This is a genomic window from Myroides sp. LJL119 (genome assembly GCF_054871605.1).
Genome location: NZ_JBTXLO010000001.1, coordinates 508,658 through 524,389, shown reverse-complemented (window position 1 = coordinate 524,389; position 15,732 = coordinate 508,658). Strand labels below are relative to the sequence as shown.

Sequence of the window (15,732 nt, the reverse complement as noted above, 5' to 3'; positions counted from 1 at the left end):
AAGCTTTGACAATAGTAATTTATAAACATGATAAGCACGCCTGTGGAAAAACATTTTTTATTCTACAGGCGTTTTATTTTTTACCAAAGGATTCCATAAAAGGATAATAGTTGTTGTTCAACTATTAATTGGTTTGTTATTATAGATTGATTTTTGAAGAATTAGTTTCAAAAACTTTATAGATTTGGAACAAGTTTTAGTTTCTTAATTGTTTTTAAGGTGTATTACCTGCAATATCCAATTAGGATATTAATACAAGGTCCGTGGATAAACCACATGGATTAAAATCACCTAAAGTTTGCTAAATTCAAAACAGGTCTTGCTAAGTGTAATAGCAGATCTTTATAAGATCAACCTAATGTAGAGGTAAAACTAATTTTTACAATTTTTTATTTGCCAGTAATTATCAACGTAGTAGTTTATAAAAAATATAGAAACTAAGTGGTTAGAAGTAAAAAAAAGAACAGGTAAACCATAAATTAAAAAATATGACTTACCTGTTATAAATAATACCTTTTTTAGTTTTTAAAGCGGTAATTTTATTTGGAGAGTTACTATGGTAGAATTAATTTTTTATCTGTAAAGGCTGCTTGTTTTAAATTTTGATCATTAATCGTGTTGGCTTTAAAAATAAACGTTTTATCAAATAATTTTCCTTCTAGAAAGTAGGTCAGCATAAAGTGATTATCTAAGGCGAAAACATTTTGATCTATGAGTTCTATTTTCAAAGACTCTTTAGCTTTTAAAGCTGGGAAGGCATGGCGGAAAAGACTAGATTCTCTCTTGTGACCATCTAACATTCCTTTGGCTTGGGAGACAATTAAAATAGCCTCTAAGGGTTTGTCATTATTGTTAAATAAATAAGCATACCAACTATCGGATAAAAAGTCTTGATTATACTCTTTAACTATTGCGATTTCTACGTTTTCCACTTTTGGAATTTCAATGTCTTTTTTCATGTTTGTACCTATTTATTGCAAAGATAAAAATTATTTAACATATGAGAGACTGTACATTTTACACATAGAATATATTTATACTGCGGTTTTATATTTTTGATGTTATTTAATATAAGGCAAAGCAAGGACAGTGCTATCTTAGTACTAATAGCTTATTTGTGTAAAAGTAGCGTATGTATATGGTAAGTTAATGTCTGAAAATTTTAAAAAAAATCAGTTACTTTGCTTCTAGTCTTTTTGCTAGTTTTTTTATGGATAAGAGATAGTATAATAGTCTAAACTAGAGATATAAGTAAAACAAATTATCGCGAAACATACTAAAATGATGTAATTTGTGTTTTTGTTGTAAAGAAAGTTATTTTGAAAAGAAGTTTTATAGGATATTTAATATTTTTAAATGCAGTTTTTTTGTGTTTGGCCTGTTCCGTTAAAAAGGACCGGTTAATAAATCGTGGATTTAATGCCATGACTGCTAAATATAATATTCTATACAATGGCGATTTGGCCTATCAAGAAGCCCTAAAAGAACTCGAGGATAATTATTTTGATAATTACTGGGAAATTTTGCCTTTGGAACGTATTAATTTGGATATTGATCCAACAAAGGAATTTCAGAAAGGCATGTCATTAGACTCAAAAACAACTAGTGTATTGGATAATTTTGCAATTTCTGGTGTATCATCGAGTCAGCAAGAAGATTCTTTGGATCATGGTTCGGGATTCGAGCGTGCAGAGAATAAAGCAACAAAAGCTATTCAAAAACACTCTATGTATATTAACGGACGTGAACGAAATTGGGAGATGGATAATGCGTACCTTTTATTGGGTAAATCCAGGTACTACGATGGACGTTATATACCGGCTTTAGAGGCTTTTAATTATATTATGTATAAGTATCCCGATGGAGCGTTTATTGATCAGACCATAATATGGCGCGAGAAAACAAATCTACGATTAGCATATGAGGATATTGCTATTAAGAACTTGAAGGAATTATTGGTTCAAAAAAAAGGACGTTTGTCTAAAAAGGATGAGTCGGATGCTAACGCCGTTCTTAGTCAAGCTTATATTAATATTGAGCAGTATGACAATGCTATAGCTAGTTTAAAGCGTGCCATTGAACTTTGTAGAGATGTTAAAACAAAAGCACGTTATTTATTTGTTCTAGGTCAATTGTATGTAAAGGTAGGTAAAAAAGCAGAGGCCTATCATGCTTTTTCTCAAGTAATTGATTTTAATAGGAGAGTTCCTAGGATTTATCGTATACAGTCTTTTGCCCAGCAATTTGCTTTAGAGAATTTGTCTGCTCGGGATTCGTTATCTTTTTTAAGAAAATACACTAAGTTACTTGAAGATAGAGAAAACAGAGCTTATCTAGATATCTTAAATAGGCAAGTTGGATTGTTTTATCAAGAGATAGGTAATGACAAACAAGCACTTAAATATTTAAAACAAGCTGTTAAGCAGTACAAGGTCGATACTCAATTAAAAGCTAACAATTATTTAAACATAGCGGAAATTTATTTTAATAATTCTGGATATGCTCAATCGGGATCTTATTACGATAGTGCTTTAGCAATCCTACCTGGTAAGTATAAAGATAGGTTCCGAATTGAAAAACGTAGAGACGCACTTCGCGATGTTGTTGCCTATGAAAAAACTGCTAAAACAAATGATAGTATCTTGGCACTTGTTGGGATGAGCACTGATCAAAGGCATGTTTATTTTCAAAATTATATAGATCAATTAAGGAAGGAAGATTTTAAAAAGTTGCAGGCTACTTTAAAGCAAAAAAATAGAAATGATAATGTAGATTATTTCAATATTACTAGTTTTGGCGATGCTATAAATAAATCCTTAGGCGATACTAATAATCAAATGACAGGAAAAAGCTCTTTCTATTTTTATTCTTCTCAAGCTACCCTACAAGGTGAGAATGAGTTTAAAAGGAAATGGGGAAATCGTTTATTAGAGGATAATTGGAAATGGGCTAGCTCTAAAGTTGAAAGAAAGTCCGGCCAAAACCAAGAACAACAAGTTCCCAATGAGCAGCAAAGTATAGGAGAACCTTTGGATAATCGTTATAATTTAGAATATTATTTAAGTACTATACCAAGTGATCCAGCAGAAATTGAAAAATTAAAAAAAGATCGAGATTTTGCCTACTTTCAATTGGGATCTATGTATAGTGATCGATTTAAAAAATATGATTTAGCAGCTCAAAAATTAGAAGATCTTTTAACTTTTGATCCCGCACAACGCTTGGTACTTCCTGCCATGTATAAGTTATATAAAATATATTTAGAAACTGACCCTGTAAAGGCACAATCTATGAAGTCAAATATAATAGGACTTTATCCAGATTCACGCTATGCAAAGCTTTTACAAAATGTTAGTGGAGATTTGATTGATGATTTGTCGCCAGAACAACGCTACACCCAAGTATATCGTATTTATCAAACAGGAGATATCGATAAGGCTTATGATGCGGTTCAAGATGTTTTGGAAAATTATGACAATGATTTTATAAGCATGTTTGAGTTACTTAAGGCGCAAATAGTCGCTCAGAAATTTGGATTGCAAGCTTATAAAGAAGCTCTTAATTTTGTAGCACTAACCTATAGCTCGACTCCGGAAGGTAAAAAAGCGGAGGAATTACTCGAAACTGTCGTAAGTAAATTAGAGGCAAGAGATTTCAGTAATTCTAATTCAAATAATTGGAAGATTGTCGTTTATACCAATGAAAATGAAGGTGTTAATGATTCTTTGATACAACGTGAGATGATTAATTTTGCGATGATAAACAAAGAAGTTGGCATTACCTACTCACAAGATCCTTATCAAAACGATGGTCAGTTTTTAGTCATTCATGGATTTAAGAGTGAGCAAGACGCATTGAAGGCTATTGAACGTTTAGCACTTATTGGGGCTAATGCTATTAGTGGTGAAAACTATAAAATCGTTTTGATTAATCAAAAGTGGGAAGAATATAAGAACTGGAAAACAAACAAATAATATAATAGACTCAAAAAAAAAAATTAGTTATGTTTCAAAAAACTAAAAGCAAAGGTCCAGTGGATCAATTAGGACAAACTAACCGAATTGTAGATCAAACCATTATTAAAGGAGATATTGAGGCTGTAGCCGATTTAAGGTTTGATGGATCTTTAGAAGGTAATTTAAAAGTAAAGGGACGTTTAGTTATAGGTCCTTTAGCTCAGATTATTGGAAATATTGATTGCTTAAATGCAGATATTCAGGGTGTTGTTAAAGGTGTGTTACATGTGCAAGAACTTTTACATATAAAAGAAACTGCTCAGGTTAACGGAGAAATCTTCGCAGGTCGGTTAGCAGTGGACCCAGGAGGTAAATTAGAGGTGAGTTGTAAAATGCTTGGCGATTCTGCTAGCAAAATCGAGCTTTTACAGGCCGGTAGTCAGCAGGCGACTCTTCAATTGGAACAAAAGGTAAAAACAACCAAAAAAAAGTAAAAAATCAAAACATTCTTTACTTTGAAAAATCCAAATGATAAAGGACCCAATAAATGGCTTAGTTTAATTACTATGCCTGTACAAATGGGGGTAACTATATTTATTTTTAGCACTTTGGGACAGTGGCTTGACAACAAGTATAATTTGCAAGAAGGTTTAGCAAATAAAATTTGTACTTTGATTGGAGTAGCTTTAGCTTTGTACCAAGTTATAAAGCAAGTAAATCGATTAAATCGTAATTAATATATACATGGATAAGAGTATTCTAAAGATAGGACTAAAGGTCATCATTAGTTTGGTAATTTGTTTTTTTGCGCAATATGCGATTTTATACTTCTCAGGATGGGATAGTTCTTTAAGCAAATTAGGTTATAGTTTAGCTGGACTTTACGGTTTTGAATTGATTTTTTCAATCGTGATTTTACTAGCTATGGTGGGGATTGTAAAAAGTTTACCAGAGCACCTTGGTTTTGTCTTTTTAGGATTCATAACTTTAAGATTAATAGGTAGTTATCTGTTTGTTGAACAAGGCTTAGATCATGTTGATACGGATGATGCTTTTAAGTATAATTTTGTCATTGTTGTCCTGGTTTTCTTAGGTACAGATGCATATACTGCCTTTAGAGTACTAAATAAGTAAACTACGATAGAAAAAAGTTATTGAAAATATTTCGCATTAAAGTATGATTGTAAGAGATTTATTGTACTTTTGCACAAAATTTTAAGAACCATAAATATTTAAGAAGTTAAGGTATGGTGACTCTGAAGAAATCACTGAATTTATTAGCAGCTGTTATTTTTACAGCCACGTCTGTATTTTCGTACGCACAAACAAGTAGTAAAGAACTTGAAAAAAGCACTCAAGAAGAACTTGAGCAATCTATCCAAGAATCTACCCAGAATTCTGTTGCTGAGACAATAGAGGCTGCGGAAGGCCGTGAAGGGAACACTACGCAAGCTGAAAAAGTCGCTGCGCATATTCAACATCACTTAGCTGATGATTACTATTTTACATTCTTTTCAGATGAAGCAGAAGATAAAAACTACGGTTTTGCATTACCTGTAATCTTAGTGGATAATGGTTTTCATGTGTTTATGTCTTCTGAGTTTGATTATGGGAAAAAAATAGTTGAGAAAGCGGGACAGTTTTACAAACTTTACCACGGTAAAATCTATAAAACAGATGCACAAGGTACTATTACTTATAATGATAAGGGATTTGTGGCTAATCAAAAACCGTTAGATTTCTCAATTACCAAAAACGTAGCTGCATTGTTGTTTACATCTGTGTTGCTGTTTATAATGTTCTTAGGATTGGCAAAAACATATAAAAATGGTGCCAATAACCTTCCCAAAGGATTCGCGAGAGCTTTAGAACCATTGGTTATTTATGTTCGTGATGAAATGGCAATTCCTAATATTGGGAAAGATAAATACAAAAAGTATATGCCTTATTTATTATCGGTTTTCTTTTTGATTTTTTTACTGAACCTATTGGGTTTAACTCCTCTAGGATTTAACGTAACTGGTAGTATTACAGTTACAGCTTGTTTAGCTATTTTTACATTCTTTTATACAAACTTCTCTGGAAATAAGCATTATTGGAAACATATCTTTTGGATGCCTGGTGTACCAGCTCCAATGAAAATAATGTTAGCTCCGATTGAAGTTTTGGGAATGTTAATTAAGCCTTTCTCATTGATGGTTCGTTTATTTGCTAATATCACAGCAGGTCACTCAATTGTTTTTGGTTTAATTGCTATTATTTTCATAATGAAGGAAGCCTTAGGAACTCCTGGAGCTACGGCAATTGGATTTTTCCTTTCAACTTTCTTAGTTATATTAGAGATTTTAGTAGCATTCTTACAGGCCTTTATTTTTACAATGTTATCTTCTTTATTTATTGGTTCAGCAGTTGCTGAACATGAAGAGCACTAATAATAGAAAATTAAAATTTAAAATTTGTTTAATTAATATAAATCAATCACTATGACATTACCAAACATTATTGGGGCAGGTATTATCGTAATCGGAGCTGGTTACGGTTTAGGAAAAATCGGATCTTCTGCAATGGACGCTATTGCTCGTCAACCAGAAGCTGCTGGAAAAATCCAAACTGCGATGATCATTATTGGAGCTTTATTAGAAGGTTTAGCATTCGGTGCTTTAGTTTTAGGTAAATAATCCAAACAAAACAAGAGTTTATCTGTAACGGTTGGTTGCAGATAAACTTCTTAATTAAACAATATTAGTATTAAAAAGTATAAATTTAGATAATGGATAAGTTAATTAACGATTTCAGTTTTGGATTATTTTTCTGGCAATTTATCATCTTAGTTGTTATAATTTTCCTTTTAGGAAAATTTGCTTGGAAACCTATTGTAAACGCTTTAGAAGCTCGTGAAGCAGGTATTTCTGATGCATTAGCTGCAGCTGACAATGCAAAGAGAGAATTAGCAAATTTACAAGCTGATAATGAAAAATTGTTAATTGAGGCACGTGCAGAGCGTGATGCTTTAATTAAAGAAGCTCGTGAAATTAAAGAGCAAATGTTAGCAGATGCTAAAAATGAGGCTGAGGCACAAGGGCAAAAAATGATTGCTCAGGCTAAAGCGACAATCGAGAGTGAAAAGGCTGCTGCTATTATCGAGTTAAAACAACAAGTTTCAGGTCTTTCAATTGAGATTGCAGAGAAATTACTGAAAGATCAATTAGCTGACAAGGAGGCTCAATCAAAATTGGTTGAGAAGATGTTAGGAGATGTGAAATTAAATTAATCAATCATTATGGTAAGCACTAGAGCAGCTGCACGCTACGCTAAAGCGATGCTAGAGATTTCTATAGAAAAGGGAAATGCTGATGCTATAAATAATGATATGATCCTTATTTCTGAGTCAGTTTCTCAAAGCAACGAGTTGAAAACATTTCTAAATAGCCCAGTTATTGGCGATAGCGTAAAGTTAAACGCATTATTAGAGTTATTTAGTTCTGCAAACCAAGGAACTAAGGAATTGTTTAAATTGCTAAAGACAAATAGTAGATTTGCGATATTAGAAGTAATTGCCAAAGATTTTCAAAGACAGTTTGAGGCTTATAAAGGTATCGAAAGAGTTACTGTTACTACTGCAATTCCTATGGATAAAGATCTTGAATCTAAAGTTTTAGTGAAAGCTACAGAGTTGGTACAAGGTAAACAAGTTATCATTACAAATATTGTTGACCCATCAATTATTGGAGGTTTTATACTAAAAATTGGAGATAAACAATACAATGCATCCATAGCTAATCAATTGGAAGTTTTAAAAAGAGAATTAACGAATTAAAAAATCACCGCACGAATTTTTCGTGTATAAACATAGATAAAAATGGCGGACATTAAACCAGCTGAAATTTCAGCGATTTTAAAGAAACAGTTATCTGGATTTAACTCTGACGCTTCTTTAGAAGAAGTTGGAACTGTACTAGAGGTAGGAGATGGTGTGGCTCGTGTACACGGGTTAACAAATGCTGAATACGGAGAGTTAGTTGTATTAGACAACGGATTAGAGGCAATGGTACAAAATCTTGAAGAAGATAACGTAGGTATTGTATTATTAGGAGCTTCAAAAGGAGTAAAAGAAGGTTCAGTTGTTAAAAGAACAGGACGTATTGCTTCTTTGAAAGTTGGAGAAAAAATGGTTGGTCGTGTTGTTAACACGTTAGGTTTACCTATTGATGGGAAAGGGCCAATCGAGGGTGATTTATATGAAATGCCTCTAGAGCGTAAAGCTCCTGGAGTTATTTTCCGTCAACCAGTAACTGAGCCATTACAGACTGGAATTAAATCAATCGATGCAATGATCCCTGTAGGGCGTGGTCAACGTGAGCTTGTAATTGGTGACCGTCAGACTGGAAAAACTACTGTATGTATTGATACGATTTTAAATCAAAAAGAATTTTATGATGCTGGGCAACCAGTTTATTGTATTTATGTTGCTATTGGACAAAAAGCTTCTACAGTTGCTGCAATTGCGAAAACTCTAGAGGATAAAGGTGCAATGGACTACACTATTATTGTTGCAGCTAATGCTTCTGAGCCTGCACCAATGCAAGTTTATGCAGCTATGGCTGGAGCGGCTATTGGAGAATATTTCCGCGACACTGGACGTCCTGCATTAATCATTTATGACGATTTATCTAAACAGGCTGTGGCTTACCGTGAAATGTCGTTAATTTTACGTCGTCCACCAGGTCGTGAGGCTTATCCAGGTGACGTTTTCTACCTTCACTCAAGATTATTAGAACGTGCTGCACGTATTATTGGAGACGATAATATTGCGAAGGAAATGAATGACTTACCTGAGTCATTAAAACCATTTGTTAAAGGAGGAGGTTCATTAACTGCTTTGCCAATCATTGAAACTCAAGCAGGTGACGTTTCGGCGTATATTCCTACTAACGTTATTTCTATTACAGATGGACAGATTTTCTTAGAGTCTGATTTATTTAACTCAGGAGTTCGTCCTGCTATTAACGTGGGGATTTCGGTATCACGTGTAGGAGGTTCTGCTCAAATTAAATCGATGAAGAAAGTAGCTGGTACATTAAAATTAGACCAAGCTCAATTCCGTGAATTAGAAGCTTTTGCTAAGTTCGGTTCTGATTTGGATGCTGCTACAATGAATGTTATTGAGAAAGGAAAAAGAAACGTAGAGATCTTAAAACAAGCAGTTAATGATCCATACTCTGTAGAGGATCAGGTTGCTATTATTTACGCTGGAACTAAGAACTTACTAAGAAACGTTCCTGTAAATAAAGTTAAGGAGTTCGAGAAAGATTATTTAGAGGCTTTGAATTCACGTCATAGAGATACTTTAGATGCATTAAAAGCTGGAAAATATTCAGATGAGTTAACGGCAGTACTTGAAAAAGTTGCTAAAGAAGTTTCTTCAAAATATTAAGAATTAAGTTGAAAGAATTAGGTAAAGATTTTGACCTAATTCTTTCAAATTATTATATATCAAAAAATGGCAAACCTTAAAGAAATACGTAATAGGATTTCATCTATTGGTTCAACAATGCAGATCACATCGGCGATGAAAATGGTTTCTGCGGCTAAATTAAAAAAAGCCACAGACACAATTGAAGCAATGCGCCCTTATTCTGAAAAATTGACAGAGATAATCCAAAATATTAGCGCTACTTTAGAAGGGGATAACCAAGGTGTATACTCTCAGGAAAGGGAGATTAATAATGTACTACTTGTTGTTATTACTTCCAATAGAGGACTATGTGGTGCTTTTAACGCGAATATCATCAAGCAAACTAATGTTTTAAAAGCAAAGCAGTTTAAAGATGCCAATGTGGATATCTTAACCATTGGGAAAAAGGGTTATGATGTTTTAAATAAGACATTTACAGTTTTTGAAAATGACAGTAATCTTTATGATCATAACGATTTTGAACATTGTGCAGAAATAGCTCAGAAATTAATGGACGCATTTGTTGAAGGGAAATACGATAATATTCAAATTGTATATAATCAGTTCAAAAATGCAGCTACACAAACTGTAGTTACAGAGCAATTTTTGCCATTATTGCCTATTGTAGTTGAGCAAAGTAATGTTGTTTCAATGGATTATATCTTTGAACCATCGAAAGAAGAGATTTTGGATACTCTTATTCCTATGTCTTTAAAAACACAATTGTTTAAAGCTGTTTCTGATTCTGTGGCTTCTGAACATGGTGCACGTATGACTGCTATGCATAAGGCTACTGATAATGCAAGTGATTTAAGAAACGCTTTAATGCTTACTTACAACAAAGCTCGTCAGGCAGCAATTACAAATGAGATTTTGGAGATTGTTGGAGGTGCTGAGGCATTAAATAAATAATTGAGATATAACTTAGTCCAAGAGACCTTGGAGAGTTTCATAATATAGAATCCAGAGGATATTAAACCTCTGGATTTTTTATTTTATATAACTGCCCATTACAGATAGGGTATAAGTGAAAATTGGTAATAGGTTGTGGACTCATAAAGTTTATGGCTTATGGTAGTTGTTTTAGGCTTTTTTGAGGCTTTATTTTTCTAAGTGGGGGATTTGTCTTACAATTGATGACTTACTTGATGTATGATAAGCTTGTATCTTGTGTATTGAAAACTTTTTAGTTGCATACCTTGGTTTATTCGGCATTTTATCGGGGAGATAATAGATATCACTCCTGTGAACCAGATGCCACTTTATTATTTACTGCTTAGTTATGAGTGAGTGGTGAATTAACTTTACTAGATATTTTTGAATTAGGCCAAAAAAAAAGCTCAGTCTATTACTGAGCTTTTTGCATTATAGAAGATTGCTATTTATTTTATAAAATTGATATTGGATAACAGTAAATTATACTGCTGGCCTGAGCCAACTTTAAAACCAAATAGACTACCTTGTTGGGTGGTATTGATATCTACACCTGTTAGATCTAAAGTTATAGTGATCCACTTATCAGGTGAGTTGATTGTACCATAGGTGTAGTTATTAGAACCACTTCCAGTGTTGGCATTAACTTTTTTAGTTGCAAATAGTGTTACGTCAGATGAAATACTAGGTGACTCTTTTGCATCAATTTGAGCATCAGAAGCTAAATTAAATACGTCATATGAACCATCAGCTTTATAAACATTCATAGATAGCGACTTAGCTGAAGTTCCTTTTACTTGGAATTGGATGGCTTTGGTACCCGCAGGTATGGTTTGTTTTTCTGTTGTGAAAACATAATCATTACCAGATGGTTTTGCGTCTATTAACATAGCATCTTTCGCGTCTGGAGCTTGTCCTTTTGCTTGGGTGGCGTAGTTTTTTAAACCATGTGTTGTTAATGTGGCTAAGAAGCCTTCCCAGTTGTTAAAGTCAGCTAAACTACCTAGTACCTCTCCAGTAAAATCTCCTCCAGGGTTTTCTGGCTCTTCTGGAGTTTCAGGTTCACCTGTGTCAGTTCCTCCGTCAAAGATTATGTCTCCGACTGTTAAATTGTAATATGCATTTGAACCTAGCTTAAAGGCAAAAACACTTCCACTTGCTGTAGTGTTATAGTTAACTCCTGTTAAGTCTAATGTAATTGTAATCCAGTTGTTAGGTGAATCTATCTGGGCTCTAACATAATCATTTTGACCATTTGCTGTATTTCCTGTTTGAACTCTTGTTGTAGCTTTTAAGGTAATATCCTGCTTAATTATGGCTGTCTCTTTTGCCTCAATTTGTGCATCAGTAGCTAAGTTAAACACGGCATAGGTACCATCGTTTCTATAAAGATTAAAGGAAAGAGATTTAGCAGAGGTACCTTTTACTTTTAAAGTTATACTTTTTGCTCCAGAAGGAACAGTTTGGTTTTCCGTTGTAAAAAGGTATGCATTACTCGTTACCTTGCCTCTGATTGTCATTGCAGGTGCTCCATCTGGTCCTTGTCCTTGCGCTTGTTGAGCAAGACCTAGAAGACCAAATTTATTTGTAGAAGCAATAAAGTTATTCCATTGTCCAAAATTAGCTATGTACTTGCCTTGATTTTGATTTACCCCATCTGTACCATCACCTTGTGGTTCTTTATCAGAATCATCCGGGCCTTCTGTTTCACCTCCTTGATCATCTCCTTGGAATGGGTCATCCTTTAGTCCTTCTAAATCTGCCATAGTACGAGGATTAAATTGACGGTCACTTAAAAATGCTGTCATGATTCCGGTCATGCTACCACTTTTTGCAGGTACTAATTCTTGTGCAAAACCACTAGTTTGTTGCATAACTCGGAAAAAAGGAGTAGGAGATGGGTTATCTGTCTTACTCTCAATCAAGTTATTTGTTGCTCGATTAGTTTCTGATACTTCATTATCTTGGTCATAGAAAGTTTTACCCCAGAATGCCTTTTGAAACTGCACATCTTTAATGGTAATTAATTTTCCTATGTATTTGGTTGTTACAGCTTCTTTAAGGGTAACCGTTGAGTGGTAATTTTCCATTATCTGCTCAGGTGTCAGCCTTTCACAACCTCTAACAATATGTTTTCTTGCAGTTGGAGATGCTAATGTCTGAACAAAGTTACCAGAGGTATGTCCTCCAAAGGTTAGTATCTCATTATTGATTTGAACTTTTAAGTCTTTTAATTTTAAATAGATTTTCGTACCAACCGGGAACGAAGCATAGTATGCTTGAATATCTGCTCTAAATAGTGCCGAGAAAGTGTTATTTTCATCTACAAAATAGATGCTTTGATATAAATTTCCTCCTTGGTCACTTGAGATTATATAACCTTCAAGGATATCATCATTTTCATAAGTGCTAATTTTATCAGTTATGGTTCCATATAATTGAGCCATCGTAACAGTGGCTGTCAATTCTTCACATGGTAAATCCACATTGGGAGTAGTGAAGTCATCGTTTTTCGCACAACTAACTATAAATAGAGCGAAAAAGCAAGCGTATAAAATGTTTTTAAGTATTGTTTTCATTTATAGAGCGATTTAGAAGTTGTAGTAAAGATTTACAAAAAAGTTTCTTCCATATCCATAGAAGTATTTATTAGCGAAGGTATTGGTGCCACTTGCGTTGTTAGCTAATTCACTTGCGTAGTTTGAATTACGTGCTTGTTCAAAACCTCCAGTTTTGTATTTCTTGTTTAATACGTTGTTTATATTTGCGTTTAAGCCTATGGTATTTCTGTTTGCTAGTCTCCATGACTTACCAACACTAACATTAAGTAGTGCAAAATCTGCTAATTTCTCTTGTTTCCACATATCACGTACTATTTCTTGTGTTAAACCAGGGAAGATGTCACCAGGGGCAGTAGGGTCTTTTACAAAGTTATCTGTTCTTCTAAGAGCTGTAACATCAGTGTAAGCATCATTGAAGTAGTTTATATTTGCACTTACCCACCAGTATTGTGGTGATCTATACTCAAGTCCAAGAGACAAGGCAGTTTGTGGACCGTTTGATAATCTATAGTTTTTTAAATAGGTTTCTCCATAGTCAAATGTTTTGGCTACGTTATCGGAATTCAATTTAATGTTGGGGTTGTTTGTGTAAAAAGATTGACCTAGTGAAGCTGCTGCCGTAGCTTTAATGGTTTGTGTAAATTGATATTCTATTCCCATCTCAAGGCCTAGATTTCTTTTATTAACACCTGTTAATATTTCAGATACAAACGCACCACCACTTTTAGTTAATAATTCTCCATCTTCATTCATTATTCCTGCTCCATCTGCATAGTAAAATGAGATATCTGTAGCATTCTTAATCTCAGAAACGTATCCTGTTAGAATGGCTCTAAGTTTAGGTGAACGAAATATGTAACTAGCATCTACTGCAATAATATCTTCATTTTTTAGGTCTTCGGTAATTTTGTTGTTTACCCTTGCGTTTCCAAACGTATTTCGAATTGTTGGTGCCTGATTATACACAGCTGCATTTAAGTTCAAGGCATGTTTTCCTGTAATATGGTATGTACCTCCAGCTTTGAAACCGAAGCTATTAAAGTTTACATTGTTACTTTTACCAAAAGAATCATCTTTGTATATCCCGTTTCTATAAAGTCCTTCTCTTTGGTAATTGGAGTAGCCAATGTTTTGGGCTACGTAGAAGTCAACTTTCTCATAATCGAAAACAAATTGAGTGAATACATTTACAACATCTGCAAAGACATTGTAATTATAACCAAAATGATCGTTTTTTCCAATATAGCGATTAGGATTATTTAAATCTGTTTCTCTAGCCTCTCCAGTTTGGTAATTATCTATGTCTAAATATCTTTCTCCACCAAGTAGATCGATTGCTTTTTTGTAGTTATGAGATTTTAAACGACGATAATTAATACCCGCATCAAATGTGATATGATCATTTATTAGAGACTTAAAACTAGTGTTGAAGTTAAAGGTTTGTTCGCTTTGAACGTCCTCGTATAGAATAATTTTACTCGTACCATTGTTTTGTCTATTTACGTTGTAAATCCAGTCCCAATCAATTTGTCCGTTTTGAGAAAAAGCTATAGCTTTTTGTTCTGCAAGTTCATAATTTGGATCCCAAACCCCGTTTGTGTGGTAGTTTAATGCAAAGCTAGGCATATTTCTATAGTAAGTAGGATCTGGGTTTAAATTGTCTTTATATCCAAATCTACTATTTGCAATATGACCAAATTGGTAAGCTGCTGAAGTTGTAAGTGAATTTTTCTCATTAATAGTCCAATAGTGGGTAAGCATAAAAATAGGTTCTTCGACATTTTTATATCTAGAGTTTCTTTTATCTCCACCTTGATACCCCCAATAAGAATTATACTTATAATCTTTTAAAGCAACTTGTTCATCTGTTACTGGTGAATTCTTAGCTCTTGTGTTTTTTGCATAAATAGCAGTAAAGTTTAAGCTGTGTTGGTCATTGAATTTTTTCTCAATGGCTGCAAAAAAAGATGGAGCATCATAATTTGTTCCGTCAAAAAAACCTTCTCTCGCACCACGATAAGAAGCCGAGAATACATACGCCCATCCTTCTTGATTTAATCCAGAAGAGTAAATAGCGTAAGGCCTCCATGTATAGTTTCCGTTAGATCCTGAAAATCCGGCTTTTGCACCTTGTCTAATATGTGATGCTCTGGTGGAGATCTCCTGAGTACCTAAAATCCCACCAAAAGTAAAATCTGAAGGGGAAGTACTAGAGGAGTACGTCTGATTTCTAGTAGCATCGTTTAATCCTCCCCAGTTGGACCATTGTGGACGACCATCGTATATTTTATTCATTACAATACCATTGATAAGAGTTTTTCCATACTCATTATCTAGTCCTCGTAATCGAAAAAATGCTTGTCCCCAATTATAGGCTGCCGCTTGTTGAAAAGGGTTTTTAGATGCCTGAAGTAGGCTTGAAGATGATTCAGAGCTACCGTTATCTTCGCCCAGGTCATTTTCAGAGAGGGAGATTAGTCCCATCTGGGTCGCAGAGGCTAAATCTTCTTCTAACAAAATGGTTCCTAAGTCAATGTCATTTTGATCAAGACTTATAGGTAATCTTTTAGTAACGTACCCCATATAGGAAAGTACAATGGTTTGATCACCGTTTTTCAAATCTGTTAGAATGAAAACTCCCTCGTTGTCAGTTAAAGTAGAGATGTTTGTCGCGTTTACATTTATTAATGCTGCATTAATAGGTGTGAGTGATACCGCATCTACAATCTTTCCTTTAACTCCTTGTGCATATAGCTGACAGGCGCTAAAGACAAGGAATAAACTAAGTAAAAGTTTTTTCATAGAAATAATTATTTGTGATTTTTTG

Annotated in this window: 13 protein-coding genes; 10 read left to right on the top strand and 3 right to left on the bottom strand. The window is 34.0% G+C overall.

The features are described 5' to 3' along the window. Positions 1 to 554: 554 nt before the first annotated feature. Positions 555 to 959, bottom strand: a complete 405-nt coding sequence (locus ACYSNV_RS02335; RefSeq protein WP_461760948.1) for a hypothetical protein — start codon at positions 957 to 959, stop codon at positions 555 to 557. Positions 960 to 1,319: 360 nt separating this feature from the next. Between ACYSNV_RS02335 and porW the strand changes: the two genes are divergently transcribed. The 10 genes from porW (at position 1,320) to atpG (ending at position 10,323) form a co-directional block, all read left to right on the top strand. Continuing rightward, positions 1,320 to 3,974, top strand: a complete 2,655-nt coding sequence (gene porW, locus ACYSNV_RS02330; protein WP_461760947.1) for a type IX secretion system periplasmic lipoprotein PorW/SprE — start codon at positions 1,320 to 1,322, stop codon at positions 3,972 to 3,974. 29 nt (positions 3,975 to 4,003) lie between these two features. After that, on the top strand, positions 4,004 to 4,450 hold the full coding sequence (locus ACYSNV_RS02325) for a bactofilin family protein (protein ID WP_461760946.1): 447 nt from the start codon (positions 4,004 to 4,006) through the stop codon (positions 4,448 to 4,450). A 21-nt stretch (positions 4,451 to 4,471) separates the two neighbouring features. Further along, entirely contained in the window at positions 4,472 to 4,693 is a 222-nt protein-coding gene (locus tag ACYSNV_RS02320; protein ID WP_461760945.1) for an AtpZ/AtpI family protein, read from the top strand. A 7-nt stretch (positions 4,694 to 4,700) separates the two neighbouring features. Then, positions 4,701 to 5,090 carry a hypothetical protein gene (locus tag ACYSNV_RS02315; RefSeq protein ID WP_461760944.1) on the top strand — a complete coding sequence of 130 codons (390 nt, stop codon included), beginning with the start codon at positions 4,701 to 4,703 and terminating at the stop codon, positions 5,088 to 5,090. Positions 5,091 to 5,203: 113 nt separating this feature from the next. Continuing rightward, positions 5,204 to 6,388, top strand: coding sequence for a F0F1 ATP synthase subunit A (atpB, locus tag ACYSNV_RS02310; protein WP_461760943.1), 1,185 nt, complete (start codon positions 5,204 to 5,206; stop codon positions 6,386 to 6,388). 51 nt (positions 6,389 to 6,439) lie between these two features. Then, positions 6,440 to 6,634 (top strand): ATP synthase F0 subunit C, encoded by a 195-nt coding sequence (atpE, locus tag ACYSNV_RS02305; RefSeq protein WP_461753240.1) that lies wholly within the window; start codon positions 6,440 to 6,442, stop codon positions 6,632 to 6,634. Between the two features lie 92 nt (positions 6,635 to 6,726). Then, positions 6,727 to 7,227: a F0F1 ATP synthase subunit B gene (locus ACYSNV_RS02300; protein ID WP_461760942.1), complete on the top strand. Its 501-nt coding sequence runs from the start codon at positions 6,727 to 6,729 to the stop codon at positions 7,225 to 7,227. 9 nt (positions 7,228 to 7,236) lie between these two features. Then, the gene (gene atpH, locus ACYSNV_RS02295) at positions 7,237 to 7,773 is read left to right on the top strand and encodes an ATP synthase F1 subunit delta (RefSeq protein ID WP_461760941.1); all 537 of its coding nucleotides are present in this window, start codon (positions 7,237 to 7,239) and stop codon (positions 7,771 to 7,773) included. 42 nt (positions 7,774 to 7,815) lie between these two features. Then, positions 7,816 to 9,390, top strand: coding sequence for a F0F1 ATP synthase subunit alpha (atpA, locus tag ACYSNV_RS02290; protein WP_461760940.1), 1,575 nt, complete (start codon positions 7,816 to 7,818; stop codon positions 9,388 to 9,390). A 66-nt stretch (positions 9,391 to 9,456) separates the two neighbouring features. Then, positions 9,457 to 10,323, top strand: coding sequence for an ATP synthase F1 subunit gamma (atpG, locus tag ACYSNV_RS02285; protein ID WP_461760939.1), 867 nt, complete (start codon positions 9,457 to 9,459; stop codon positions 10,321 to 10,323). 470 nt (positions 10,324 to 10,793) lie between these two features. Here atpG and ACYSNV_RS02280 read toward each other — a convergent pair whose 3' ends face one another. After that, positions 10,794 to 12,923: a DUF5689 domain-containing protein gene (locus tag ACYSNV_RS02280; RefSeq protein ID WP_461760938.1), complete on the bottom strand. Its 2,130-nt coding sequence runs from the start codon at positions 12,921 to 12,923 to the stop codon at positions 10,794 to 10,796. Positions 12,924 to 12,935: 12 nt separating this feature from the next. Beyond that, positions 12,936 to 15,707, bottom strand: coding sequence for a carboxypeptidase-like regulatory domain-containing protein (locus ACYSNV_RS02275; protein WP_461760937.1), 2,772 nt, complete (start codon positions 15,705 to 15,707; stop codon positions 12,936 to 12,938). Positions 15,708 to 15,732: the final 25 nt, after the last annotated feature.